This window comes from Reyranella soli, assembly GCF_007992495.1.
In the GTDB taxonomy this organism is placed as follows: Bacteria; Pseudomonadota; Alphaproteobacteria; order Reyranellales; family Reyranellaceae; genus Reyranella; species Reyranella soli.
On record NZ_BKAJ01000131.1, the window covers coordinates 19,146 to 42,317 of the forward strand.

Sequence of the window (23,172 nt, forward strand, 5' to 3'; positions counted from 1 at the left end):
CTACTTCCTGTTGCGATTGACGAACGCGCCCATGCGCTCGATGTGCTCGCCTTCCGCCACCGACTGGGCGAAGGCGTCGATGCCGGCCTGCACCGCCTCGTCGAGCGGCAGCCGCTCCCAGCGCCGCATCAGCCGCTTCTGCGCCCGTACCGCCTTGGGCGTACCCTCGACGATCGAGGCAACGCAGCGCTCGACCGCCTCGCCGATCTTCGCGGCCGGCACGACCTGCTCGACCATGCCCCAGCGGTCGGCCGTGGCGGCATCGATGTTCTCCGCCGTCAGCAGCAGCCACGAGGTGCGGCCCCAGCCGATCAGGCGCGGCAACAGGGCCGCCTCGACCACCGACGGCACACCGACCTTGACCTCAGGCATGCCGAAGAAGGCATTGTCGGCGGCGATGCGCATGTCGCAGGCCGCCGCCACTTCCAGGCCGGCGCCCAGCGTATAGCCTTCCATGCGGCAGATCACCGGCACGGGGCAGTCGCGGATGGCCTGGCAGAGCTTGTGGACGCTGGTGATGAAGGCGCGCCCGTCCTCGGAGGTCTTCATGCCGGCCATGTGGTTGATGTCGGCGCCGCCGATGAAGGCCTTGCCGCCGGCACCCGACAGCACGACGACACGCAGGTCGTCCTCGCGCGCCAGGCCCAGGAACGCCTCGGTGAGGTCGAGCAGCGCCGGCGGATTGAGCGAATTCAGCTTGCGCGAATTGTCGAACACGACATTGGCGACAGTACCGGCGGGCCGGCGATCCCAGGAAATGTCGACCTTATGCACGCCTGACGCCATGACGTTTCGCTCCGTGGCTCTTTGTTGGTGGGGGAATTTCATCTATTAGAGCGCCGCAGCAAAGCTTCACAAGAGCCACCCCAAGAGCCTATCCGCATGCCCGATTCCATCGACCTCGGCAGCTACTCGGTCTTCGTGCCGCCCGATCCTTTCGAGGACCATGTCGGGCCGTTCTACTTCCGCATCACCGGCGACGCGCGGCAGGCGGGCAGCGTGCATTGCGTGCTGCCGACGCACGAACGGCACGGCAACTATGCCGGCGGCGTGCATGGCGGCGCCACGCTGACCTTCGCCGACTATGCGCTCTGCCTGGTCGCCGGCCGCGCCGCCGACGGCGGCACCAACACCGCTTTCGCCGTGACGGTGAGCATCGCCGTGGAATTCCTCGATGCCGGCCGCGTCGGCCTGCCGCTCGAAGCCAGCGGCGAGCCGCTGCAGGTCACCGGACGCCTCGCCTTCGCACGCGGCAGCATCACCCAGCAGGGCAAGACCATCGCGCTGTGGTCGGGCGTCTGCCGCCACATCCCGCGCACCAAGGCCATGGAACGCAAGGACGCGTCGGCCGCCGCCGCGCCGGCCCTCGTCAGCCAGAGCGTTCCGGCCGGCTTCGAGTTGCTATCCAACGCCAGCGTCTACTCCCGTCATATCGGCCCCTCCTATGCCCGCAAGGAGGCCGACGGCGCCTCCCTGATCCAGCCCACCCTGCCGCACATGTGCAACTCGGGCGGGGTGCTGCACGGCGGCTACATGATGAGCTTCGCCGATTCGGCGGTGACCCGCGCCGCCGGACTCACCACGGGCATGGCGCCCTCGACCGTGGCCTTCGCCGCCGAGTTCCTGTCGGCCGGCACGCCCACCTCGCCGATCACGACCCGGGTCGAGGTGCCGCGCCACGGCAAGTCGCTCGCCTTCGTGCGCGGCCTGCTCGAGCAGGATGGCCGCAAGCTCCTATCCTATTCGGCGACCATTAAACTACGGTCACGCGATAGATAACCTAAGTTATCACGTCAAATCAGTCGATATAATGGGTTCGTCGCCGTCCGATAATTTTTGCGTGCCGTAGGGCGCCAAAATACGCATGAGTGCTGGCAGTGCCAGCACTGATCAAGGACAGGCGCTTCAGCGTCCCTGCCACTTCGGCGGCCGCTTTTCTGCAAATGCGCGCGGACCCTCCTGGGCGTCTTCGCTCATGTACACGGGCTCGAACAGATGCCGGCCGACGCGAAGGGCGGCGGATCTGCCCATCTCGGTCGAGAGGTAGACCAGCTCGCGGGCGGCCCGCACGGTCAGCGGCGCGTTGCGCACGATGGTCAATGCCATCTCCATGGCGGCGGCGCGCAGCCTGTCCAGCGGGACCACGGCATTGACGTAGCCGAGTTCGCAGGCCCGCCGCGCGCTGAGCGGCTGGGCGGTGAGCAGCAGTTCCATCACGATCCGCTGCGGCAGCATGTGGATCAGCGGCGTCGCCCAGGGAACGCCGCGGCCGACCTTGGGCTCGGTGATGCCGAACGACGCGTTCTCGCTCGCGATGCAGAGATCGCACATCTGCGCGAACAGCCAGCCGCCAGCATAGGCGACCCCGTTCACGGCCGCGATGACCGGCTTGGTGACGTGAATATTGTCACCGAGGACGGGAATGAAATCCCGCGGCGGCACCTGAAGCCCGGTGGCAGCCGCTTCCTTGAGGTCCATGCCGGCGCAAAAGGCCCTCTCCCCGCTGCCCGTCAGGATCGCAACCTTCAGGGACTCGTCCTGCTCGAAGCGTTTCCAGGCCTCGGCCAGGCCGTGGCGGATGCCAGAGTTGATGGCATTGAGCTGAGCGGGGCGATTCAGGGTGATGACGGCTACAGGTCCCTCGATCTCGAACAACACGTCTTCGGACATGACCAAGACTCCCTTCCCCTACTCTAGCGCCCGAGCTCGTACGGCCCGCCCTTTTCGATCGCCCGCTTGTAGGCCGGCCGGGCCTTCAGCCGTTCATGCAACGCCGTCAGGCGCGGATAGGCGCTGAGCGGGCCGCGCGCGGCGCCGGCGTCGAGGATGAAGGAGATGTGGATGTCGGCGGCCGAGAAGCGGTTGGCGACGAAGTAGTCGTTTCCGCCCAAGGCCCCTTCCATGTAGTCGAAGTGGTTCTTGAGCTCGCTGTCGATGCGCGGCCACAACGGCTTGCCGGCATCGCCCAGCCGGCCGACATAGAGCTTCAGCATGAGCGGCAGCATCGCCGAGCCTTCGACGAAATGCATCCAGTGCAGCCAGGCGCGGTAGTCGGCCGAATCGGGATCGACTGGCGGCGCCGGCTTGCCGTCGTCGTACTTGCGAACGAGGTACTCGATGATCGCCCCGGTCTCGGCCACCACGCGGCCGTCATCGACAATGACCGGCGACTTGCCCAACGGATGGACTTTCTTCAGCTCCGGCGGAGCCAGTCGCGTTGTGGCATCGCGCTGGTCCGGCACGACCTTGTAGGGCTGGCCGAGCTCCTCGCGCAGCCACAGGATGCGCTGCGAGCGCGAGTTGTTGAGGTGATGGATCTCGATCATGGGAGCGTTCCTGGGTTCTTCGTCATTGGACCGCGGGCCTCCAGGCCCGCTCAGGCTCATGAGCGGGCCTGGAGGCCCGCGGTCCAATGATTACTCTACCGCAACCCCGGCCTGTTCGGCGACGCGGTGGACCTCGGGGTCGAACAGCTCGCGCAGGCGGCGCACGGTCGACAGGTCCTCGGCCTTGGCCGCCCGCTCGACGGCCTCGGCGATCTGGCGCAGCGCCAGGGCGCCGATCATGCCCGAGGCGCCCTTCAGGCGATGCGCAGCGCGGGCGATCGCCGTGAGATCGTCGGTGCCCTTGATCTCGCGCGCGGCCTCACGGGCGGTCTCCAGGAACTCGCGCTCGACATCGGCCAGGGTCCGCGGATCGTCTCCGAACAGCTCGACGAGCTTGTCGCGATCATAGGTCGGGATGCGGCTCTGGTTCATTTGGCGCCTTTCAGCCAGACATCGAGGGTGGCTCGCAGCTGCTCGAGGCCGATCGGCTTGGTGACGAAACCGTCCATGCCGACCGCCCGGCTCCTCTGCTCCTGCTCCTCGTGGGTGCTGGCGGTGACGGCCAGGATCGGCGTGCGCGGCCTCAGCTCGGCCGCTTCGCTGGCGCGAATGCGGTGCGCCAGCTCGAAGCCGTCCATGGTCGGCATCTGCAGGTCGGCCAGCACCAAGTCGTAGCGGCCGGTACGCCACAGCTCGAGCGCCTCCTCACCGCCCGACGCCGAATCGGTCGTGGCGCCGGCCAGTTCGAGCTGCCGCGCCAGGATCTTGCGGTTGACCGAATTGTCGTCGACCACCAGCACGCGGCCGTTGAGCGGCGCCGCACGCGGCGGCGTGATCGCCACGGCGTCGGTTGCGCGGCCCACCGCGCGGGCGACGGCGCGCACCAGCGCGTCGCGGCGATAGGGCCGCGGCAGGTAGATTTCCGCGCTGGGGCTGGCGACGCGAATGCCGGCAAAACTGTTGTTGGGATAGATCCCGACTTCGGCGCCGGCATCCGCGAGATAACGGGCGATGGCGCAGGCCTCGTCGGCATCGGGCAGGGCGACGGCAAGCGACAGGCCACGCAACGTCGGATCAACGCGGGTCGCGGGCGGCGCCTTGCCGAGCCGCACGGTGACGACGAAGATCGAGCCCTCGCCCGGATGGCTAATAACCTCGATGCCGCCCTGCATGGCCTCGGCAAGGCGGCGCACGATCGACAGACCGAGCCCGGTGCCGCCGAAGCGGCGCGTGGTCGAGCTGTCGGCCTGCACGAACGGCTGGAACAGGCGATTGCGCTGCTCGTCGGTAAGGCCGATGCCGGTATCGGCGACCTTGATGCGCAGCAGCCCGTCGCCGCCATTCTCCAGCGACAGTCGCACTGAGCCCGTCTCGGTGAACTTGATGGCGTTGCCCAGCAGGTTGAACAGGATCTGCTGCAGGCGCAGCGGGTCGCCCAGCACGCGGTCGGGCACGTCGGCGCCGACATAGGCGACCAGGCTGAGGCCCTTGGCCACCGCCTGCGGCGCCAGCGTCTCGGCCGCGCCCTCGATCAGCTCGACGGTCGACAGTTCGATCTGCTCGAGGTCGAGGCGGCCGGCCTCGATTTTGGAGAAATCCAGGATGTCGTCGATGATCTTGAGCAGCGCCGACGCCGAGTAGCGCACGGTCCTCAGCGACTCGCGCTGCTCGACCGAAAGCTCGGTGCGTTCCAGCACGTCGATCATGCCCAAGACGCCGTTCATCGGCGTGCGGATCTCGTGGCTCACCGTCGCAAGGAAGGTCGATTTGGCCTGGTTGGCGCTCTCGGCGTCGCGCTGGGCGTCGATGGCGATGTCGCGCGCATGGCGCGCCTCGTCGTAGGCGACCTGCAGGCGTCGCGCGAGGTCCTCTTTCTGGTAGGCCAGCGCGATGTTGTCGTACTGCCAGCGATGGACGTCGCGCACATAGGCCATGAGATGGCCGACATAGGCGCCGCCGGCGATGCCCACGAGCTGATAGAACGGATCGGCCGAGGTCAGCAGCACGAACAGGAGCGGCGCCGTGGTCGCTCCGGCGAAGGTGTAGAAGGTCGGCGGGTGGGCGGAGCGGATCGGCACCGCCGTGGTGATGGTCGCCAGCAGCACCAGGCCCAGCAGCATGCGCTGCAGCTCGTAGTCCTTGGAGGCGAGCAGGTAGCCCGCGACGCCCCAGCACGCGCCGGCCAGCAGCGACAGCGTGGCGAACCACCAGCCCCAACGGATGGCCTCCTCGTCGGACGGATTGGCGCGATTGAAGTTCTTGCGCAAGACGTCGAAGCCCAGCGTGACGACGATGTGGGCCACGAACGGGCCGGCGAGCTCGATCAACTCGATCTGGCGCCAGTAGATGGCCGCAATCACCGGCCACAGCACGAACGAGAAGTAGCGGGACTGCGCCGAGCCCTCGAACAGGCGTCGGATAAGTTCGGCGCGGACGAAGGCCTCTTGGCCCGCCGTCGCGGCTGACTCGGCCTGGGCTACCGGCTCAGTCGCAATGGCAGTCATCGTCCTTCATCCGCGCCGATGCGCGGCGGCCCAGTTCGTCTCCCTTGCCCATGCGCCGATCGGCTGACCGACTTTGCCTCGCGGCAACACCGATCCCCAAGAGAGTCCGGATCGCTGGAACTAGGGATAGAGACGACCTCAGGTCGCGGCTCTAAGGGTGGGAAAGACATGTGTTGCGCCTGTGGCGAAATAGGCGAAGAACTGTATCAAATATATCAAGAAACGGCTGTATAACCTTGAGAAATCGTGATATTTTGTCATGATTAGAGAAACATTTATTTCGGATCAGGTCATGCTGCAACCCTCCATTCTTCTGGTCGAGGACGATGCGTTTCAGCGTAAGGCCGCCGAGACCTATCTGATGAACCACGACCTCAAGGTGATCGCCGTCGAGAACGGCGCGCAGATGCGCCGACAGATCTCACGCGCCATGCCCGATCTCGTCCTGCTAGATGTCCAGCTGCCCGGCCAGGAGGACGGCTTCGCGCTGGCCCGCTGGCTGCGCGAAAGCAACACCAAGGTCGGCATCATCATGCTGACGGCCGCGGGCGATTCGGTGGACAAGGTGCTGGGGCTGGAGAGCGGTGCCGACGACTACGTCGCCAAGCCCTACGAGCCGCGCGAGCTTCTTGCCCGCTGCAAGAGCGTGTTGCGCCGCTCGGCCAACAAGTCGACGCCGCCGCTGCTGGAGCGCGTGCGCATGGGCCAGCACACGCTCGACCTGCCCAAGCGCCAGTTGCTCGACCAGGGCGGCAGAGACGTCGCCCTGACCTCGGGCGAGTTCGACATCCTGAAGACCTTCGCCGAGAACCCCAACCGTCCGCTGTCGCGCGACTGGCTGCTGGAGACGACCAGCCACAGGAGCCGCGATCCGTTCGACCGGGCGATCGACCTCCGCATCACCCGCATCCGGCGCAAGATCGAGCCGATGCCTGAAAAGCCCACCGTCATCCGCACGGTGCGCGGCATCGGCTACATGTTCGTGCCGCCCGCGGAATAGTCGGACTAATTGCCTTGCCCGGTCAGGCGGCGAACCATCGACCAGATGGCGCCGATCTGCATGCCTTGCTTGGTCAGGAATTGAGCGTCGTTGGCGTAGCCCCACCAATTCCAGCACCCGTTCGGGTTGGTGTTGAAGGTCGACGAAGCGTTCTGCATCGCCAGTTCCGAAACCGACGTCGCGTGGGCCTGCGGGTAGAGCACGACGATGCGATTCGTGTCGGCCCACTCGTTGATGCCGATCCTGGTGTAGAACTCGTTGCCCAGGACTTCGGCCGACTGCAAACAGCCATGCAGGGTTACCGCCAGACGGCATAGCTGCGCAGCGCCCGCCTCGCAGTCCTTCGGCACATAGAGATAGCCGGAGTCCGACAAGCCGTTCGCCGCCGTCGCCGCGCGGGGCACGAACTCCGTCTGGTCGAACGCAATGATCCGGCCTCCCGGCCGATCAGCGGCGCCCTGCAGCTGGCCATAGATGGTCTGCAACATCTCGCCGGCCTGGTCGTAGCCACAATTGTTGATGAACGGCGAGGCATTGGCATCGCAGGCGCTGCCGAAGTTCTTCGTCACCCAGGAATGCCCGGCCCCCGCACCCGGCAGGTCGCGATCGCGGAAAGTGATCTGCGAGGCGGGCACACCCAGCGTGCGATAGAGGCTGGCGCCGAGCTCGACCGACTGCGGGGCAACGATCTTGTCGGCCTTGCCGGCAAAGAAATAGAGCCGGCTGCGCACGATATTCTGCGGCGGGTCGATCCAGCCGCGCGCCGCCAGGTCGGCGACCAACCTGGCGTACGAGTCGACGGGCCTGAGCAGGCTCGGCACGGACATGCAGGGTCCGACGGCGAGGCTTGCCAGAGCGGCTACCCCATCGCCGGCCATGCGATCCACGGCGCAGCCGTACGGTCCGCCGGCGACGATGCCGGCGCCCATGATCCCGGCGGAATGCGCGATGTGGAGCTGGTTGGCCATGAACGCGCCGGAGCTGATGCCCGCCACCGAAACCTGACCGGGATCGATCGGAAGACGCGCCAGCGGATCCGCCGCCAGCGCGCCGACAGGCGAGGCCACCGCCAACAGCAACCATGCTGCGGCGGCCCGCACGATGGGGCCGATCATGCCGGCGTGCTGAGCTGGGGAGCGCTTGGCTGGTGCACCAATGCGGCGGGCATCGCCGCCGGCTTCTCGGGGACTGCCTTCTCGAGGGCAGTCTTGAGCTCATCGAGCGCCGCCATCATGCGCGACTGCAGGATGTTTGCGACCTCGCCACTGCTGCGGGCTGCGAGCTCGGACAGGATGTTCGAATTCGCCTGGCTCTCCTGCATGGTCGTCTTGAGCGAGCCGATCTGGTTGATCGCGAGGTCGACCGGCGACGTCGAGCCGTTTGTCGATGGCCGAACCTCGAGGGAGCGACGAATCGTTCCGTCGAGGATTTCGGCCTGGCGCTGGGCGAGCACGCCCATGCCCTCGAGCATCTTCTGCTGCGCCAGCCCTAGGGCCTCCAAGTTGCGCAGCTCGATGGCCAGAAGATCGTAGAAATAGGTGAAGCCGGTGCCGAACAGGCGGGATGCATCTTCCATGCGCCACTCCATGATGGGCTGAACGGTGGATGGGAGCTTGCCGGAATGCAGGTCGCAGCCGCGAACGTGGCGCGCGAAATCGCCCGGCGCCAGCGAATTTTCAAAGACAAAGGTGCTTCGTATCCCCCGCTGAATGAGTGTAGAAACGGCAGGCTCCGGGGGCCCGTAGTTCAGTGGTTAGAACGAGCCGCTCATAACGGTTATGTCGCAGGTTCGAATCCTGCCGGGCCTACCAACCACTTACGGTTGTGTTACCGATCGTTTAAGAGAACCGAGAAAGGGCCGCATTTGCGGCCCTTTTTGCGTCTCGAGTGACACCAGAGACCAGCACATTCCAGCCTATATTGGCAAAATACCCGCTTTCGGGCCAAGAGTCTCTGGCCGGCCAAAAGGAAGTCACTACTCTACTTTCGATTGTAAATTATCTTCATGTTTTACTTTCGAATCCAGCCCGCCCCCTCTCCTAACCCTCTTGGCAGTCGGCGCGACTCGCATGCCCTATTGGCACGGCTCGAATCCAGTCCGCTCAACCAACCAACTCGCCGCCAACTCGCTTCTCACTTATCTCGTTACAGCTTTGGGCCAGGTTCTTGCCGGCAATGTGCCTATTTTTACGCCTATTATCCATGCGCCTAAGACTTCGGAAATTTAGGTAAGAATCTCTTGATGGTTTCGACCCGACCTAGCCAGGACACCGAAGGAATGGTCGGCGCCATTTTCACCTCTTTCAGCAAGCAGATCGGCCACGGCTGTCATAAGGGATGTGACATGCCGGCCTCTGCCCCCGTGTGCAAGCACAAGCAGCGCTGAGGCGCAGGGAGCCCTTTGATAAAGCGCCGAAACGGTCGTTCCCGGCATTACCAACAATCTAAGCCGTCTCGCTCGCCGAGGAGATTTCATAACTCAAAGTCTGAAGCAGAAAGAGACTCACCCGTTTTCCGGGGTGACCGCGTTTCCCCAATCGGGTTTGATCAGCTGCACTTTAGTCAGCCCCAACTCATATGACTCACGACATTCCATGGATGCGCCATTGGAAGGGCACAACCGCTAGCAGCTCGGTCAGGCCAACAGGTGAGCGGGCAAAATCTGAAGGCGTGTGAGAGGCGGGGGCAATGGTCCCGGCGCCACTTGGCAGCGCAGGCAGCGCCGGGAACTGGATCCGCCTCGGATCAAACGAGCGTGCCGAGGGCCGCCTCGATGCGCACCATCTGATCGGCGCCGATCAGGCCCTTCACGATGCCCTGAAAGCGCGGGTGGCCGGCGCCCGAGAAAATGTACTGCCAGCGATAGGCCTTCAGGAAGTGCCGGCCGACCTGCTCAGCCTCGGCAGGCTGCAGCTTTCGCCCGCAGTTCGCGCCGAAGTAAGCCGCGTCCGCCTTGGCCTGCACCTGCAGAATCGCATCGACGGCCACCACCAGGTCGATGAACTCGCCCACCGCCCGCTCGCGTTCCTCGCGGGAGAGCGTTGCGTCGTGACGCTTCAACTCGAGCTCGTCGAGGACCGAGTGCTGGGCCTCGTCCTTCCAGTGGAAGAGAAACACATCCTTGAACAGCTCCGAGAGCCCGTTGTCCGGCTCGATGCTCTGCCGATAGTGGAGCTGCACGAACAGCTCGATGTGAAGGGTGAGCACGAGCACCGACCATGTAGACTTGGCGAGCACGGCGCGGGCAACCGCGTCGGAATCGACGTCAAAGCGATAGCCCGCCGGCATGGTCTCGGCCATCATCGCCTCGATGCGCCGGAAAAGTATCTGATGCTTGATCTCCTCGTCGCTGAAACGCACCAGGGCCTCGAGCGCATTTTGGTCGCCCAATGTGTGCTCCCGGCTCACGTCGATGAGCTTGGCCGTGATGAAGCGCTCGACCAGCCCGAAGACGTTGGCATAGGTGCGGCCCTGGATCTGGCTGGCGAAGCGCATTTCGGCCTCGGAAAGCGCCATTTCCTGGACCAGCGACAGGCCGTCGGGCAGGTATTTCTTGGCGACGTCAAAGCGCCGCCCCCTGATGACATCGTTGTCGATGTCCCAGCGCACGGCCTTGGAGGCCGCGATGGCCCGCGCATATTTGGCGGTGTCGGCCATCGGAATAATGGCATTTGAAACGATGGCGTTCATGTCTGTCTCCATTCGATTGCATCATAGGCACGGACAATCCGTTCCGATGGGCTGGATGTATCTCTGGCAATCCGGGCGCGCTATGATCGGAACGCCGGAAGAAATGACGAAGGCTCCAAACGAGAACTCGCCCAATGGATGCGTTGTCAGACATTCTGAGAGTTGCCCGTCTCAGCGGCGGCGTCTTTCTCAACGCCGAGTTTTCGGCGCCCTGGTGTATGATCGGCCAAATGTCCGCGGAACATTGCGCTCCCTTTCTCGGGGCGGCGGTCAATCTCATTCCCTATCATTACGTCGTCGACGGCGAGCTCTATATCGCCGAGCCCAATCAGCAGGGGCAGCAAGTGAGCAGCGGCGACGTCGTGCTCTTTCCCCGCAATGATCTCTATCTGATGGGCAGCGACGTCAGCCTGCCCCCGGTTTCGGCCGCCTCCGTCATCGTACCCGACGGAGACAAGATGGTTCAGACGGTTCTCCACGGTGGCGGCGGGGATGCGGTCCACATGGTGTGCGGCTTTCTCGGCTGCGACAGCGGCCTCATCAATCCGATCGTGTCCACCTTGCCCTCAGCGATGATCCTGAAGGTGGAGGAGACGCCGGCGGCGGATTGGATCCGTTCGACCTTCCAGTATGCGGCCTATGAAGTCGCGAGCGGACGGACCGGATCGACAGCGGTTCTCTCCAAGCTCTCGGAGTTGTTGTTCGTCGAGGCCGTGCGGCAGTACGTGCAGAGCATCCCCGAAGGGCAAACCGGCTGGCTTGCCGGCTTGCGCGATCCGGCTGTTTCCAAAGCGTTGGCCCTCATGCATGCAGACATGGTGCGTGGCTGGAGCGTCGACGAACTCGGTCGCGAGGTTGGCATATCCCGCTCCGGCCTCGCCGAAAGATTCACGCGCGTGATCGGCGTTGCGCCGATGCACTACCTCACCGACTGGCGCCTGCAGGTCGCTGCGCAGAAGCTGCGGGACAGCGGTGATTCGCTGGGCCGGATTGCCGAACAGGTCGGATACGAATCGGAGGCGGCGTTCTCCCGCGCGTTCAAGAAGAAGTTTGGCGCCGCACCTGCCACCTGGCGGCGTGTGGGAAATGTCGGTGCACCCGCATAACCCGCCCTGGAACGCCACGATTAAGGGGGCACTGTTAGAATCCAGTCCGCCCAACCAACCAGTCTTTCTGCTAACTTGTCTCCCGCCTCCGGGGCGCCCGCCCGGCGAGCCACGAACCAAGTCGATCGACATATGGAGCCCCAGAAAATGCCCAAAATCTGCGACTTTATCGCGATGGCGGATTCGGGCCGTGGACAGGTGTCGCACCACGCCGGCGATGCAGCATCAGGCGATGCTTAGGTTTCGAATCATGTCTCGACTACCAACCACCGGTGGTTGTTTTTCTTCTATCAGTCGAAGAGCGAGAAAGAGCCGCGGAATGCGGCCCCTTCCACATGCGACTAAGGACTATGACCTACTCAGTTGTGGCCTCAAGGCGCTTTTTGGCGAAGTGTCTCCAGACGCCAAAGATCGAGTCACTACTCTACCTATGCGCGCTTTTCCTATTTTCTTCGTCAAGCAGGTCCGCTAGCCGGCGCAGAGGGTCTCGCAGACCGACCAGCCGGTGCGCGTCAGCCAGGAGTTCCCGCCCTGCCAGCGAAAGGACCTGCTGCATCACGATGTCGGACGACCGCATCAGGCCAACCAAGTGCTCTCCACGGGGACCATTCTTGCCCGAGATCCACCCTTTGACCGCGCGCTCGCTCGCACTTGTCCAGCCCATGATTGTCTTCGTGGAAATTCCGGGTGCCTCAAGGGCTTGCCTTAGGCTTTTTGCGACCGCCGCCGCATACGCCGAGCGCTGTTCTCCGCCCGCGGCCAAGGGCAACTCTTTGCCCGACTTATGCAATACTTTGCCCGTTTCCGGGAAAGACATCCGACACCTCCGTGGATAGCGTTCGGCTATTCAAGGGGCGTCAGTAAATGAGCGTTGCATCCGGCCCGGATGCTGGCGGAGGCCGTTTGCCTTCGTACCCGCCTGGAGTCCGAGGCCTACCCTACCCTCTTCGGCGAACCGCCGGCCCGACCTCGGACAAGGCGAAGCGGGCGGCGCAGTACGTCCGAATGTCCACGGAGCATCAGCGCTATTCGACCGAGAACCAAGCTGATGCCATCCAGAAGTATGCCGAGCAGAAGGGCCTACAGATCATAAAAACCTATGCCGACGAGGGAAAAAGCGGCCTTCGCTTCGATGGTCGCGAGGGTATCAAGGCGCTGATCCGAGACGTCCAGACTGGGAAAGCCGACTTCACCACCATCCTAGTTTACGACGTTAGCCGCTGGGGCCGCTTTCAGGACGCCGACGAGAGCGCGCACTACGAATACATCTGCAGAAGTGCCGGAATTGCAGTGCAATACTGCGCTGAGCAGTTCGAGAACGACGGAAGTCCGGTTTCCACCATCGTCAAAGGCGTCAAGCGGGCGATGGCTGGCGAGTATAGCCGTGAACTGTCCGCGAAAGTCTTTGCCGGTCAATGCCGCTTGATCGAGATAGGCTATCGCCAAGGTGGGCCAGCGGGCTACGGGCTGCGAAGAATGCTGATCGACCAGAACGGAGTTCATAAAGGAGAGTTGGCTCGAGGTGAGCACAAAAGTATCCAAACAGATCGGGTGATCCTAATCCCAGGAGCGCCAGTCGAGATCGAGACCGTCCAATGGATGTACCAAACTTTCGTCGAGGAAGGAAAGCTGGAGCAGGAGATCGCGTGCTTGTTGAACAGCCGGGAGGTCCTCACCGACGATGGCGGGCAATGGACCCGCGGCCGCGTCCATCAAGTGCTTACGAACCCGAAGTATGTGGGCGATAACGTTTGGAACCGCATCTCCTTCAAGCTCAAGAAGGTCCGGATCCGGAATGACCCGGAAAAATGGGTCCGAGCCAACGGCGTATTCGACCCCATCGTGGACAGGCATCTTTTCGATGCCGCCCAGGCCATCATCCAGAACCGATCACGGCGCATCTCTGAGAGCGAGATGCTCGATAGGCTTCGGGTGCTCTATCAGGAACGCGGCTTCCTTTCTGGACTCATCATCGATGAGGCCGACGGCTTGCCGTCGAGCTCGACGTATAGCGTGCGCTTCGGGAGCCTCGCCCGCGCTTATCAGCTCGTCGGATTCACGCCAGATCGTGACATGCGGTATGTCGAGATCAATCGGCAGCTCCGCGCCTTGCTTCCCGACATCGTTGACGAAACCATCTCCAACATCGCTCAGCTAGGCGGCCGGGTCATCCAGGACGACTCCAGCGAACTGCTGCTCGTGAACGACGAGTTCACGGTTTCGCTCTGCATAGCCCGCTGCCATGAGACCGCGGCTGGATCGCTTCGCTGGAAAATTCAGTTCGACACTAGCCTGTCCCCTGACGTGATCGTCGCGCTGCGCATGGATCGTGAGAACCAATCGGTCCAGGACTACTACATCCTTCCCCGCATCAATCTGCCTGGTGCTCAAGTGCGAGTGGGCGAGCATAACGGATTGGCTCTCGATTCCTTCCGGTTTGACACGCTCGACCAGCTTTACGAGATGGCCGCTCGGGTTCACCTGAGGGAGGTGGCATGAAAAGACGGCAATCCGCTTCGAAGGTCCAGCTAGTCCCGATCGACAAGATCGCCGTGATTAACCCGCGAAAGCGCAATCGCAAGGTCTTCGAAGGGATCGTGCAAAGCATCGCTCAGCTCGGGCTCAAACGTCCTATCACCGTCATCCGAAAGGCCAGTCCAAATGGCGAGGCCTTCGATCTTGTCTGTGGGCAGGGTCGCATGGAAGCGTTTAAGGTTCTCGGTCAAACCGAGATCCCCGCCCTCGTTATTGAGGCAACGACGCAAGAAGCACTTGTAATGAGCCTCGTGGAAAACGTCGCACGACGTCAGCACAGGGCTATCGACCTACTGCGGGATGTTGAGGGCATGAAGAGGCGTGGCTACTCAATCGACCAGATCGCCCACAAGACTGACCTGTCTCCTGATTACGTTCGCGGCGTCATTAGGCTGACAGAGAACGGCGAGCACCGTCTTCTCAGAGCTGTTGAAGCCGGCACGATGCCAATCAGTGTCGCAATGCAGATCGCTGAATCGCCGGATGAAGAGGTCCAAGCTGCACTTCAGCAAGCGTACGAAAAGGGCGACCTCAAAGGGCGAAAGATCGTGTTGGCCCGTCAACTCGTCGAGCAGCGGCGCCGCCGCGGCAAAGGTTTCGGGGCAACCAGCAAGAAAGGTGGGCCGCGGCTGTCAGCCACTGCTCTAATCCGGACCTATCAGCAAGATGTCGAACGCAAACGCCAAATGGTGCGGAAAGCCGAGACAACTCGGGATCGGCTGACCTTCGCCGTCCAAGCCCTACGCAGCCTTCTGGCAGATGATGGCTTCGCATCTCTCCTACGTAAAGAAGGTCTTGATACCCTACCCCGCAATCTCGCAACACGTTTGCAAGGCACCTCATATGCCTGATGGGATGGCGCCAGCTCCGGTCGCCAAGGCCTTTGCTGATGCGACCATCAGCATCCCGCTCGACGAGATAACGACGCTTCATCCCGTCACCGATACCGTGCGCGCGTCCCGCAAGTATGCCCAGATAACCGCCTCCGTTCGGGAGGTTGGCCTTATCGAGCCGATCGCCGTCTCCATCGACCCGCGTACACCCGGCAGGTACATGGTGGTAGACGGTCGCCTTCGCCTGGAGGCCTTGAAGGAGCTAGGAGAGCGGGACGCTGTCTGCCTTTTGAGCTCCGACGACGAAGCGTACACGTTCAACAAGCGTACCAACCGGCTTGCGATCATTCAGGAGCACAAGATGATCCTGCGGGCGATCGAGTTGGGCGCATCCGAAGATCGCGTCGCCGCCGCTCTCCATGTCAAGATCGACCATATCCGACGCAAACGCCGGCTCTTAGACGGAATCAGCCCCGATGCAGTAGCAATCCTTGAGGACAAGCATGTCTCGATCAACGCGTTCGATGCGCTGAGGAAAATGGTATCGGAGCGGCAAATCGAGGTCGCTCAGGCCATGGTCGTAATGAACAGGTTCACGGTTAGTTACGCTAAGACGCTTCTCGCAGGCACTCCTGACAGCCAACTCATTGCTGGCCGCCGTCGCCGGCAAAAGACGAACGGAGTGACGGACGAACAACTCTCCATCATGCAGCGTGAGTCCGCGACGTTGGATCGGGAGTTCCGTGTAATCGAAGAGACATACGGCTTGGACCATCTCGATCTGGTGCTGGCTAAGGGATACCTCGGTCGCATGCTAGCGAACGTGCAAGTCCATAACTACTTGGAACGGCATCACAAGGACATCCTGGCCGAATTGATGCAGCTGACCGAACAGCAGGCGACGGTCGCCTGATCCGGACGCAAGCGTCCGTGGGGACCCGGACCCATAAGCGCGGGGACCGCAGGAGACGCCGCACGGTGGGGCGGATCAAGTGCGGCGGCGGAGAAGACGGCGAACCCGCTCTGAGCCCGCCAGGCTGGAAATCATATGCCAGCCGGGTGGCCCGTCATTCGGGCGGGCGCCACGATGGATGTGCCGGCGGAAAGTTGCCGCTAGCTGTCTGCCGGCACATCGGCAGAGAGTCGACCGGTCGACCATTCAGTCCGTTGCAAACTCGTCTCTGTTGTTTGCTGCCTCCCAACGGCGAGTCGGAGGCGCAGGAAAGGGCCCATAAACCGTGGCCTTCTTGCGTTGATGAACTCGTACTCCAGGTGGATCGCGCATTGAATCGTCGGAGTCGTGTCTGAAGTTCGTATGACTGCGCCCCTACCAACCACCCAGCGCCGCTAACTCTAGCGGCGCATGGATAGCCAGAAATGCGGCATAAATCCGCACTTTCTGGGCCTAGAGTGACGCCAGAGACCGGCATCTTTGGCGACCTTCACGCGAATAGGGCGTTTCTGGCTGAAAGTCTCCGGGCGCCTTTGATTGAGGTGTCACTCTGTGCCGCTTGCCAACACCATCAGCGCCAAGTGCGGTCGCTAGACTAGAATGTGGATACCCCCGCGATTGGCGCGTCAGAGCCTGTCAATCTGCTGGTGCCAGTCAGCAGGTATGCCCCGGCGCAGCCGAATCATCAATGCCCCGCGCAATTGACGACGGCCGTCGAGAAATTCACGTGTCAGACTCGGCGCCAGGAACGCCAACGGCAGGATGGTCTGCACGTAGCTTGATGTGAGCCCGGCCTTTTTGGCGATGGCGCGATATGATTCCACCTCGCCCCTCTCCATCCAGTCGCGCCATTCGTGGGCCCGGCCCAGAGCTTTCATCAATTTCGGGTCGGGATTCGCCGAACCGTCATCGAGGATCCTGGCCCGATTGCGATGCGCCAGTCTGGCCGTCACGACGACAGTCCGGGATGCCGGGCTTTCTTCTGCATCCGTGGCCTTGTCAGTCACTGCCTTGATGATCTCGACACGGTCGGAGTGAACAATCACGCGTTCGACGCGCTTGCGCAGCGCCTCTTCAGGTAAACTCGTTTCGTCGCAGTGGGGTCCTAGGGCCTTGTGCACCAGGCGCTCGACCTCCTCTGCCGGCACGCGGGCGATCGATCCGGCCCGCTCCTTCTCGTTCTGCAGCAGGGCTTGGCTCACATAGTAAGGATATCGCCGGCCTTTGCGTCCGACCGTATAAGTCGGGCTCATCGCATTACCCCGGTCGTCGAACAAACGGGCAGCCAGCGGCCTGCCGCCCGGAACGATCGGCCGGCGTTCCCGGGACGCACTCTTCGTCGCCAAGCGTTCCTGCACCCGCTCCCAGAGTGCTCGGTCGACGATCGCCTGCTGCCGCCCGTCGTAGACCTGCCCCTTGTGAACCACCTGCCCCACATAGACCGGATTGCGGAGCAGCCAGTAAAGGGCACCCCGGCTGAAGGACACCCCGCCCCAGGTCCGGCCTGTCGATGAAGTCCATCGCTTGCTGAAGATGCCGCGCCGCCGGAGATCGTCCTGCACGTCTGATACCGTGCCCACGCGATCATAGGCTTCGAATATCGCCCGGACCGTTTCTGCCTCAGCCTCGTTTACGACCAACTCACGGCTCCTGACGTCGTAGCCCAGGGGCAACGATCCTCCCATCCACATGCCCTTGCGCTTCGACGCCGCGATCTTGTCGCGAATGCGCTCGCCCGTGACCTCGCGTTCGAACTGCGCGAACGACAGCAGCACGTTCAGGGTCAGTCGTCCCATTGAGGTAGTTGTATTGAACTGCTGTGTGACCGACACAAAGCTAGCGCCCTGACTGTCCAGCGTCTCCACGATCCGGGCGAAGTCAGCGAGCGACCGCGTTAGCCGGTCGACCTTGTAGACCACGATCACATTGATCCGCCCGGCTGCTACCTCGGCCAGCAGCCTTTGCAGCGCCGGCCGTTCCATGGAGCCGCCCGATAGGCCGCCGTCGTCATAGGCGGTCTTTACAAGCTTCCACCCTTCATGCGCCTGGCTCTTGATATATGCCTCGCAGGCCTCCCGTTGGGCATGCAGGGAGTTGAAGGCCTGTTCGAGGCCTTCCTCCGACGATTTGCGTGTGTAAACGGCGCAGCGACGGATGGCGGTCATTTACCGGTCGCCCTGCTTCAGGCCGAAGAAGCGCGGCCCTGACCAGCGGGTGCCGCTGATCCGGGTCGCGATCTCCGACAGGGAGCCATAGGTCTGGCCGGCCCAAGCGAAGCCCTCCTCTAAGACCATCACTCGGTGGGTCACTCCGCCCCACTCCCGCGTCAGCACCGCGCCGGGCTTCAGCGCCCCACGTGCGGCTGATGTTGGAGGCGCATCGGCCTTCGAGGATTTACTGAGTTGTTTCAGCCAGCGTCGGGTTGCCGGATCGTACCCGCCACGCGCTCGCGCCTGCAGCTCCCACGCCAGCCAGAGCCGTGTCAGTTCCGTGCTTGCAAAGCGTGGTGGGGAACCGAGACGCTCGCGCCAGAGATCGCGCAGCGCTCCAAGGCCAAGACCGTCCAGCCGTGCGATCTCGGCAGTAAGTGTATCGTCAGGCCTGGAAGACATCGACAAGCCCGTCAGGCAATCCGGTAAACGCGCCGACCGTCTTCAGTCATCTGATTGCTGATCGTCAGGCCCTGTTTTTTCTTCAGCGAGCCCGACATCGCACCGCGCACGCTATGTGGCTGCCAATCCAGCGCCGCGGCGATCTGGGCGATGGTGGCGCCCTCCTTGCGCCGCAGCAGGCTTTCCAGTTGGCTTAGCTTGGTCTCCGGCCCGCCAGCAGATGCTGTGGCCGTCTTATGCTTCTTCTTGCCGGGACCGGCCGTCGCCTTCTTCGTCATCGTAGGCTCCATGCGTGTTTACCGGCCTTGTGCCGGCACCGCATGCACGCTTCCTTTGCCTACTTTCTCAAGTGAACTGGCAGATCATGGCATTGCGTAGATCGCGGGCAGGCGATACTTCCATGATCAGGTGCCGGCCGACTGGCGAATCGCTACTGCGGGTTCGAATCCCGCCCTTCCGCCACTTCACTGTTTGCGGCCGTTCGCAACCGTTCGAAGAACACATCGGAAAGTGCCTTCCTGTCGGCACTATGTGCTATTTGGCCCTCGAAATCGTCCCTTTCCATTCGCCCCCATTCGCGCGATCATTTAGGGGACGGAACAGGGGATGACGACATGGGGCGACGGGCAAGAGGATTGACGGCCGCATTCGTGGCCAAGGCGACGAAGCCAGGCCGCTGGGGCGACGGCGACGGTTTGTATCTGGCCGTGCGCGACGCGCAGGCGAAGTTCTGGACCTTCCGGTACACGCCACCGGGCGGAAAGATGCGAGAGAAGGGACTGGGGCCGGTGCGGCTCAAGACCCTAGCGGAGGCACGTGCCGAGGCGCGCGAGCTCTTCCGGGCGCATCGCGCTGGACTTGATCCGTTGGCTGAAGATGCTGCGAAACGCGCGGCGCTCTTGGCCTCGACCACGTTCAAGCAGGAGGCGGAAAGCTACATTAAGAGACATTCGCAGGGCTGGCGTAATGCCAAGGCGACTGCGCAATGGGGATCGACGCTCAAGACGTACGCATATCCCACGATAGGCGATCTGCCTGTGTCGGACATCGACACCCCGCTAATGCTAAAGGTGCTTGAACCGATCTGGACGACAAAAAACGTGACTGCCAGTCGCCTGCGGCAACGCATTGAAGCGATCCTCGATGCCGCCAAGGCACGTGGCGCTCGCTCGGGCGACAATCCTGCGGCCTGGAAAGGCAACCTTCAGACACTCCTGACAGCCCGCGCGCGCCGCGTCGTGAAGCATCATGCGGCCCTGCCCTATGCCGAGATCGGCTCGTTCATGGAGAAGTTGCGCAAGCAGCCGGGTGTGGGCGCGCGATTGCTTGAGTTCACTATCCTGACTGCCTGCCGCACTGGGGAGACGCTCGGCGCGCGATGGGATGAGATCGAGGGTGCTGTTTGGACGATCCCTGCCGAGCGGATGAAGGGTGGACGAGTGCACCGGGTTCCGTTGAGCAAGAGCGCGCTGTCGTTGCTCAACTCGTTGAGCAACGAGGGCGAGTACATCTTTCCCAGCCCACGGACCGACGACAAGCCGCTGTCGAACATGGCTATGTCGGTGCTGCTGCAGAAGCGAATGCGGCGTGACGACATCACCGTTCATGGCTTCCGTTCGACGTTCCGCGACTGGGCGGCGGAAAAGACGACCTACCCTCGCGAGGTCGCGGAGATGGCCTTGGCCCACGCTGTTGGCAATGCGGTGGAAGCCGCGTACCGGCGCGGCGATCTGTTCGAGAAACGGCGCCGGCTGATGGACGACTGGGCCCGGTTCTGCGCCCGCCTGCCGATCGCTGACAACGTCACGCCGCTGCGGAGGGCGTGATGGCCAAGCGAGGCCGCAAGCCCCTGCCGCATGACCCGCCGAGTTGGCGTCCGATCTATCAGGAAGTCTGGGACCTGATCGCGAGTGGCACCAAGGCTACCGCGGCATGGCGCGAGGTTGGCCAGCGACACAACATGGACTGGCAAGTCGTGCGGAAGCGGTTCCTGCGTATGGAAGAGCACGGCCTGCGCGTGCGCCGGATGATTGAGCGCGCCAACCGTGGCCTGAAGCGGCCGAATTAAAAAAACCAATTCTTGCAGCGATCCGTTCGCTTCAGCCCGATAGTCCCCGTAGGCAAACCTACGGAGACTGTGATGCAAAAGCCTCTGCTGTATAAGAAAACTGCCGCCCGCCAAATACTGGGGTCTTGCGGCAACACGAAACTTCACGATCTGATCGCAGGCGGCAAGCTCAAGGCCGTCAAGTTCGGCGGCAGCACCATGATCACCGCCGAGAGCCTTGACGAGTATGTCGCGAGCCTGCCGCCCGTCAATCTCCGCAAGTCCGGGGCGGCGAAATGATCAAACACTATCTTCTGACGATCCCCCTGGCCGGCTCCAACCTGCACGGCTACTTGATGACAAACGATAAGCGTCATGTCGCCGCCGTGCTCGAAAAGATGGTCGGCGAGGTCATCCCCAAAACGGGCGACCGCATGGCTCTGCCGATGGTGCTGCAGACCGAACTGGGCGACGCCGCGGGGCGGGTCCGCGACGTCATCATGGCCGATCCCCAGGCCCGGGAATGCCTGCTGGCCGCCAGGGATTTCCACTTCAGCGCGTTCAGCGCCCCAGACCCCGACATCGACCGGGCATTGATGGAGTTGCATTGATGCCGAAAGATAATAGCAGAGCCGAAGAGCTCCTTGCTCAGCTGCTTCCTCCTGCCGACGACAACGACGACGCCAAGAATCCTTTACCTTGGGGCGATCTCGATGGCCGCAGGTTGTGGGTGACGTTCGATAAAGAGAGCGAGACGCCGCGCGGCCGCAACGGCAAGGTCGTTGACCCTGACAAACCCAGGGGTTGCTCACGTTGGCCGAGGCGCAAGCCACTGGTGACAACATTGGCATAGTGCTTGGACCGATCGACGATGAACGCGGCATCGGTGCCTACGAACTGGAAGGCGACATCGGCGTCATTCGCAAGACGTTGGCAAGACTCAACTCCTACGTCGAGACGATGAAGGGCGGCTACCGAGCGTTCGTCCTCTACCCGTCGCAAGCGGAGACCGAAGAGCTTAGCCGCGAAGGCTTGTGGGTGCCCGTCACCGGCGAGCCGTTCGAGAACTTCGACAAGCTGCGCCAGATCGGGACGGAGGAGTTGGCTGAGGCCGAAAAGCGTGCCCTGGCTGTAGCCTCGCTGGCATATAAAAAAGCGCAATCGACCAAGGACCAGGATTACGACCTCGCCAAACTCTTTGCCAGGGGCATGGTCGGCAGCAGATGGCGCTACGTCGCTAAGTGGGGCCAGTGGTTGCGCTGGAACGACAAGGTCTGGGAAACGGATGAAAAGCTGACCGCGCAAGACGAAGTTGGGGCGTACTGCAGTGGACTTGGCATCGGCAGCGCCAAGCGGGTCTTCGCCGTTCTCAGCATGCTTAAGGGCGTTGAGACGACCGCTGCCGTCCACGATCAATGGGACACAAACATCTGGGTGCTAGGCACGCCGGGTGGAACCATTCAACTCAAAGAAGGAGAAGCGCCATGAGCCTAAGACCAGCGGACCGCAACGACTACATCACGAAGCAGACCGCAGTCGCGCCCGATGGCGACATGCCAATCCCGGAATGGACTACATACCTGGACCGCGTGACTGGCAGCGACAAGGAGTTGCAAGCCTACCTGCAGCGCGTGGCCGGTTACTGCTTGACCGGGTCGATTGAAGAACACGCGATGTTCTTCCTCTATGGCAGTGGCAGCAACGGCAAAACTATCTTCATCATTACGTTGGCCGGCATTCTCGGCGACTACGCGAAAACGGCTCCCATTTCGACCTTCATGGCGTCGAAGAGCGAGCAGCATCCGACCGACCTCGCAGGGCTGCAAGGCGCGCGGCTTGTTGTGGCTAATGAAACTGACAAAGGTCGCCGCTGGGACGAGGCGAAGATCAAGATGATCACGGGCGGCGATGCTGTCTCTGCGCGGTTTATGCGGCAGGACTTCTTCACGTTTACGCCCCAGTTCAAGTTGCTGATCAGCGGCAACCACAAACCGCGTCTGTCGTCGGTCGATGATGCGATGCGTCGAAGGTTTCACTTGGTGCCGTTCACCGTGACGATCCCGGAGAAAGAGCGCGACACCAAGCTCGGTGAAAAGCTCAAGGCCGAGTGGGCCGGCATCTTTCATTGGATGATCGAAGGTTGTCGCGAGTGGCAGCGCATCGGGCTCAAGCCGCCTGCCAAGGTGATCGCCGCGACGGCCAACTACTTCGAGGAGCAGGACACGATTGGCCGCTGGATGGAGGACTGCTGTGTCGACGATCCCAACGAGCAATGCGCCCGCACCGCTCTGTTCAAGTCGTGGGAACGATGGGCGAAGGCGAACAATGAGTTCGTCGGCAGACCAGCCGTGTTCTACGACGAACTGGAGAAGCAGGGCTTCGAACCCGCCAAGGTCGACGGCGAGCGCCGCTACAAAGGGCTGAATCTTACCGAGGTGGAGGTCAAGAGGGTGGCCGCAGCGGCGTTTCGGAGCGACCCGTGAGTAGCCGCGTGTGCCTTCCTGTTTGGTGGAGGGCTGGAAAGGGCGGCCCTTTTGCATTAATCGCTCTAACAGTTTGCTGAAGAA

The 23,172-nt window shown here is 62.7% G+C and carries 25 protein-coding genes and 1 tRNA gene; 14 read left to right on the plus strand and 12 right to left on the minus strand.

Annotated features, from left to right (window positions below; all coding sequences use genetic code 11):
• Window positions 1–786 carry an enoyl-CoA hydratase gene (locus tag RSO01_RS32880; protein WP_170303528.1) on the minus strand — a complete coding sequence of 262 codons (786 nt, stop codon included), beginning with the start codon at window positions 784–786 and terminating at the stop codon, window positions 1–3.
• A gap of 96 nt (window positions 787–882) precedes the next feature.
• Here RSO01_RS32880 and RSO01_RS32885 point away from each other — a divergent pair, with 96 nt between their 5' ends.
• Window positions 883–1,779, plus strand: a complete 897-nt coding sequence (locus RSO01_RS32885; RefSeq protein WP_147154822.1) for a PaaI family thioesterase — start codon at window positions 883–885, stop codon at window positions 1,777–1,779.
• A gap of 126 nt (window positions 1,780–1,905) precedes the next feature.
• Here the strand turns inward: RSO01_RS32885 and RSO01_RS32890 are convergent, their stop codons facing one another.
• The 4 genes from RSO01_RS32890 to RSO01_RS32905 form a co-directional block, all read right to left on the minus strand.
• The gene (locus RSO01_RS32890) at window positions 1,906–2,670 is read right to left on the minus strand and encodes an enoyl-CoA hydratase-related protein (RefSeq protein WP_147154823.1); all 765 of its coding nucleotides are present in this window, start codon (window positions 2,668–2,670) and stop codon (window positions 1,906–1,908) included.
• Between the two features lie 23 nt (window positions 2,671–2,693).
• Complete coding sequence (locus RSO01_RS32895) at window positions 2,694–3,326, minus strand: glutathione S-transferase family protein (protein ID WP_147154824.1); 633 nt, start codon at window positions 3,324–3,326, stop codon at window positions 2,694–2,696.
• A gap of 90 nt (window positions 3,327–3,416) precedes the next feature.
• The gene (locus RSO01_RS32900) at window positions 3,417–3,758 is read right to left on the minus strand and encodes an Hpt domain-containing protein (protein ID WP_147154825.1); all 342 of its coding nucleotides are present in this window, start codon (window positions 3,756–3,758) and stop codon (window positions 3,417–3,419) included.
• Window positions 3,755–5,830, minus strand: coding sequence for a hybrid sensor histidine kinase/response regulator (locus tag RSO01_RS32905; protein WP_147154826.1), 2,076 nt, complete (start codon window positions 5,828–5,830; stop codon window positions 3,755–3,757). The genes RSO01_RS32900 and RSO01_RS32905 overlap by 4 nt, the downstream gene beginning before the upstream one ends.
• Window positions 5,831–6,122: 292 nt before the next feature.
• Between RSO01_RS32905 and RSO01_RS32910 the strand changes: the two genes are divergently transcribed.
• Window positions 6,123–6,830, plus strand: a complete 708-nt coding sequence (locus RSO01_RS32910) for a response regulator (protein WP_147154827.1) — start codon at window positions 6,123–6,125, stop codon at window positions 6,828–6,830.
• Between the two features lie 5 nt (window positions 6,831–6,835).
• On the opposite strand, the gene RSO01_RS32915 is transcribed toward RSO01_RS32910, so the two are convergent.
• A complete protein-coding gene (locus tag RSO01_RS32915; protein WP_147154828.1) occupies window positions 6,836–7,945 on the minus strand; it encodes an extracellular catalytic domain type 2 short-chain-length polyhydroxyalkanoate depolymerase in 1,110 nt (369 codons plus the stop codon).
• Entirely contained in the window at window positions 7,942–8,406 is a 465-nt protein-coding gene (locus RSO01_RS32920) for a phasin family protein (protein ID WP_170303529.1), read from the minus strand. The genes RSO01_RS32915 and RSO01_RS32920 overlap by 4 nt, the downstream gene beginning before the upstream one ends.
• 159 nt (window positions 8,407–8,565) lie before the next feature.
• Here RSO01_RS32920 and RSO01_RS32925 point away from each other — a divergent pair.
• A tRNA-Ile gene (locus RSO01_RS32925) sits at window positions 8,566–8,641 on the plus strand.
• Window positions 8,642–9,575: 934 nt separating this feature from the next.
• On the opposite strand, the gene RSO01_RS32930 is transcribed toward RSO01_RS32925, so the two are convergent.
• Window positions 9,576–10,520 (minus strand): hypothetical protein, encoded by a 945-nt coding sequence (locus tag RSO01_RS32930; protein ID WP_218037529.1) that lies wholly within the window; start codon window positions 10,518–10,520, stop codon window positions 9,576–9,578.
• Window positions 10,521–10,654: 134 nt separating this feature from the next.
• On the opposite strand from RSO01_RS32930, the gene RSO01_RS32935 reads away from it, so the two are divergent.
• Window positions 10,655–11,626 (plus strand): AraC family transcriptional regulator, encoded by a 972-nt coding sequence (locus RSO01_RS32935; protein ID WP_147154830.1) that lies wholly within the window; start codon window positions 10,655–10,657, stop codon window positions 11,624–11,626.
• Between the two features lie 424 nt (window positions 11,627–12,050).
• Here the strand turns inward: RSO01_RS32935 and RSO01_RS32940 are convergent, their stop codons facing one another.
• Window positions 12,051–12,443 carry a hypothetical protein gene (locus tag RSO01_RS32940; RefSeq protein WP_147154831.1) on the minus strand — a complete coding sequence of 131 codons (393 nt, stop codon included), beginning with the start codon at window positions 12,441–12,443 and terminating at the stop codon, window positions 12,051–12,053.
• 47 nt (window positions 12,444–12,490) lie between these two features.
• On the opposite strand from RSO01_RS32940, the gene RSO01_RS32945 reads away from it, so the two are divergent.
• The 3 genes from RSO01_RS32945 to RSO01_RS32955 are packed head-to-tail and all read left to right on the plus strand — an operon-like array spanning window position 12,491 to window position 15,907.
• Window positions 12,491–14,125 (plus strand): recombinase family protein, encoded by a 1,635-nt coding sequence (locus tag RSO01_RS32945; protein ID WP_308933108.1) that lies wholly within the window; start codon window positions 12,491–12,493, stop codon window positions 14,123–14,125.
• Complete coding sequence (locus RSO01_RS32950) at window positions 14,122–15,012, plus strand: plasmid partitioning protein RepB C-terminal domain-containing protein (protein ID WP_147154833.1); 891 nt, start codon at window positions 14,122–14,124, stop codon at window positions 15,010–15,012. Before RSO01_RS32945 ends, RSO01_RS32950 begins: the two co-directional genes overlap by 4 nt.
• Window positions 15,013–15,016: 4 nt before the next feature.
• A complete protein-coding gene (locus tag RSO01_RS32955) occupies window positions 15,017–15,907 on the plus strand; it encodes a plasmid partitioning protein RepB C-terminal domain-containing protein (protein WP_246158980.1) in 891 nt (296 codons plus the stop codon).
• A 665-nt stretch (window positions 15,908–16,572) separates the two neighbouring features.
• Here RSO01_RS32955 and RSO01_RS32960 read toward each other — a convergent pair.
• Genes RSO01_RS32960 through RSO01_RS32970 form a run of 3 tightly spaced genes read right to left on the minus strand, consistent with a single transcriptional unit; the run spans window position 16,573 to window position 18,836 of the window.
• Window positions 16,573–18,111, minus strand: coding sequence for a recombinase family protein (locus RSO01_RS32960; RefSeq protein WP_147154835.1), 1,539 nt, complete (start codon window positions 18,109–18,111; stop codon window positions 16,573–16,575).
• Entirely contained in the window at window positions 18,112–18,558 is a 447-nt protein-coding gene (locus tag RSO01_RS32965) for a DUF2924 domain-containing protein (RefSeq protein WP_246158981.1), read from the minus strand.
• 11 nt (window positions 18,559–18,569) lie between these two features.
• Complete coding sequence (locus RSO01_RS32970) at window positions 18,570–18,836, minus strand: DUF3489 domain-containing protein (protein WP_218037530.1); 267 nt, start codon at window positions 18,834–18,836, stop codon at window positions 18,570–18,572.
• A gap of 336 nt (window positions 18,837–19,172) precedes the next feature.
• Between RSO01_RS32970 and RSO01_RS32975 the strand changes: the two genes are divergently transcribed.
• From RSO01_RS32975 to RSO01_RS33005, 7 genes are all read left to right on the plus strand, one after another.
• Window positions 19,173–20,384 carry a tyrosine-type recombinase/integrase gene (locus RSO01_RS32975; protein ID WP_147154838.1) on the plus strand — a complete coding sequence of 404 codons (1,212 nt, stop codon included), beginning with the start codon at window positions 19,173–19,175 and terminating at the stop codon, window positions 20,382–20,384.
• Window positions 20,384–20,626 carry a hypothetical protein gene (locus RSO01_RS32980; protein ID WP_147154839.1) on the plus strand — a complete coding sequence of 81 codons (243 nt, stop codon included), beginning with the start codon at window positions 20,384–20,386 and terminating at the stop codon, window positions 20,624–20,626. Before RSO01_RS32975 ends, RSO01_RS32980 begins: the two co-directional genes overlap by 1 nt.
• A gap of 72 nt (window positions 20,627–20,698) precedes the next feature.
• Window positions 20,699–20,905, plus strand: coding sequence for a helix-turn-helix domain-containing protein (locus tag RSO01_RS32985; RefSeq protein WP_147154840.1), 207 nt, complete (start codon window positions 20,699–20,701; stop codon window positions 20,903–20,905).
• Complete coding sequence (locus RSO01_RS32990) at window positions 20,902–21,216, plus strand: hypothetical protein (protein ID WP_147154841.1); 315 nt, start codon at window positions 20,902–20,904, stop codon at window positions 21,214–21,216. The genes RSO01_RS32985 and RSO01_RS32990 overlap by 4 nt, the downstream gene beginning before the upstream one ends.
• Window positions 21,216–21,458, plus strand: a complete 243-nt coding sequence (locus RSO01_RS32995; protein ID WP_147154842.1) for a hypothetical protein — start codon at window positions 21,216–21,218, stop codon at window positions 21,456–21,458. The genes RSO01_RS32990 and RSO01_RS32995 overlap by 1 nt, the downstream gene beginning before the upstream one ends.
• The gene (locus RSO01_RS33000) at window positions 21,419–22,093 is read left to right on the plus strand and encodes a hypothetical protein (RefSeq protein ID WP_147154843.1); all 675 of its coding nucleotides are present in this window, start codon (window positions 21,419–21,421) and stop codon (window positions 22,091–22,093) included. Before RSO01_RS32995 ends, RSO01_RS33000 begins: the two co-directional genes overlap by 40 nt.
• A complete protein-coding gene (locus RSO01_RS33005) occupies window positions 22,090–23,088 on the plus strand; it encodes a phage/plasmid primase, P4 family (protein ID WP_170303530.1) in 999 nt (332 codons plus the stop codon). Before RSO01_RS33000 ends, RSO01_RS33005 begins: the two co-directional genes overlap by 4 nt.
• Window positions 23,089–23,172 lie beyond the last annotated feature (84 nt).

What these genes read in the sequence shown, in the direction of transcription:
- RSO01_RS32880 (WP_170303528.1), bottom strand. Translation starts at nt 786, where the DNA reads ATGGCGTCAGGCGTGCATAAGGTCGACATTTCCTGGGATCGCCGGCCC.
- RSO01_RS32885 (WP_147154822.1), top strand. Translation starts at nt 883, where the DNA reads ATGCCCGATTCCATCGACCTCGGCAGCTACTCGGTCTTCGTGCCGCCC.
- RSO01_RS32890 (WP_147154823.1), bottom strand. Translation starts at nt 2,670, where the DNA reads ATGTCCGAAGACGTGTTGTTCGAGATCGAGGGACCTGTAGCCGTCATC.
- RSO01_RS32895 (WP_147154824.1), bottom strand. Translation starts at nt 3,326, where the DNA reads ATGATCGAGATCCATCACCTCAACAACTCGCGCTCGCAGCGCATCCTG.
- RSO01_RS32900 (WP_147154825.1), bottom strand. Translation starts at nt 3,758, where the DNA reads ATGAACCAGAGCCGCATCCCGACCTATGATCGCGACAAGCTCGTCGAG.
- RSO01_RS32905 (WP_147154826.1), bottom strand. Translation starts at nt 5,830, where the DNA reads ATGACTGCCATTGCGACTGAGCCGGTAGCCCAGGCCGAGTCAGCCGCG.
- RSO01_RS32910 (WP_147154827.1), top strand. Translation starts at nt 6,123, where the DNA reads ATGCTGCAACCCTCCATTCTTCTGGTCGAGGACGATGCGTTTCAGCGT.
- RSO01_RS32915 (WP_147154828.1), bottom strand. Translation starts at nt 7,945, where the DNA reads ATGATCGGCCCCATCGTGCGGGCCGCCGCAGCATGGTTGCTGTTGGCG.
- RSO01_RS32920 (WP_170303529.1), bottom strand. Translation starts at nt 8,406, where the DNA reads ATGGAAGATGCATCCCGCCTGTTCGGCACCGGCTTCACCTATTTCTAC.
- RSO01_RS32930 (WP_218037529.1), bottom strand. Translation starts at nt 10,520, where the DNA reads ATGAACGCCATCGTTTCAAATGCCATTATTCCGATGGCCGACACCGCC.
- RSO01_RS32935 (WP_147154830.1), top strand. Translation starts at nt 10,655, where the DNA reads ATGGATGCGTTGTCAGACATTCTGAGAGTTGCCCGTCTCAGCGGCGGC.
- RSO01_RS32940 (WP_147154831.1), bottom strand. Translation starts at nt 12,443, where the DNA reads ATGTCTTTCCCGGAAACGGGCAAAGTATTGCATAAGTCGGGCAAAGAG.
- RSO01_RS32945 (WP_308933108.1), top strand. Translation starts at nt 12,491, where the DNA reads ATGAGCGTTGCATCCGGCCCGGATGCTGGCGGAGGCCGTTTGCCTTCG.
- RSO01_RS32950 (WP_147154833.1), top strand. Translation starts at nt 14,122, where the DNA reads ATGAAAAGACGGCAATCCGCTTCGAAGGTCCAGCTAGTCCCGATCGAC.
- RSO01_RS32955 (WP_246158980.1), top strand. Translation starts at nt 15,017, where the DNA reads ATGGCGCCAGCTCCGGTCGCCAAGGCCTTTGCTGATGCGACCATCAGC.
- RSO01_RS32960 (WP_147154835.1), bottom strand. Translation starts at nt 18,111, where the DNA reads ATGACCGCCATCCGTCGCTGCGCCGTTTACACACGCAAATCGTCGGAG.
- RSO01_RS32965 (WP_246158981.1), bottom strand. Translation starts at nt 18,558, where the DNA reads ATGTCTTCCAGGCCTGACGATACACTTACTGCCGAGATCGCACGGCTG.
- RSO01_RS32970 (WP_218037530.1), bottom strand. Translation starts at nt 18,836, where the DNA reads ATGACGAAGAAGGCGACGGCCGGTCCCGGCAAGAAGAAGCATAAGACG.
- RSO01_RS32975 (WP_147154838.1), top strand. Translation starts at nt 19,173, where the DNA reads ATGGGGCGACGGGCAAGAGGATTGACGGCCGCATTCGTGGCCAAGGCG.
- RSO01_RS32980 (WP_147154839.1), top strand. Translation starts at nt 20,384, where the DNA reads ATGGCCAAGCGAGGCCGCAAGCCCCTGCCGCATGACCCGCCGAGTTGG.
- RSO01_RS32985 (WP_147154840.1), top strand. Translation starts at nt 20,699, where the DNA reads ATGCAAAAGCCTCTGCTGTATAAGAAAACTGCCGCCCGCCAAATACTG.
- RSO01_RS32990 (WP_147154841.1), top strand. Translation starts at nt 20,902, where the DNA reads ATGATCAAACACTATCTTCTGACGATCCCCCTGGCCGGCTCCAACCTG.
- RSO01_RS32995 (WP_147154842.1), top strand. Translation starts at nt 21,216, where the DNA reads ATGCCGAAAGATAATAGCAGAGCCGAAGAGCTCCTTGCTCAGCTGCTT.
- RSO01_RS33005 (WP_170303530.1), top strand. Translation starts at nt 22,090, where the DNA reads ATGAGCCTAAGACCAGCGGACCGCAACGACTACATCACGAAGCAGACC.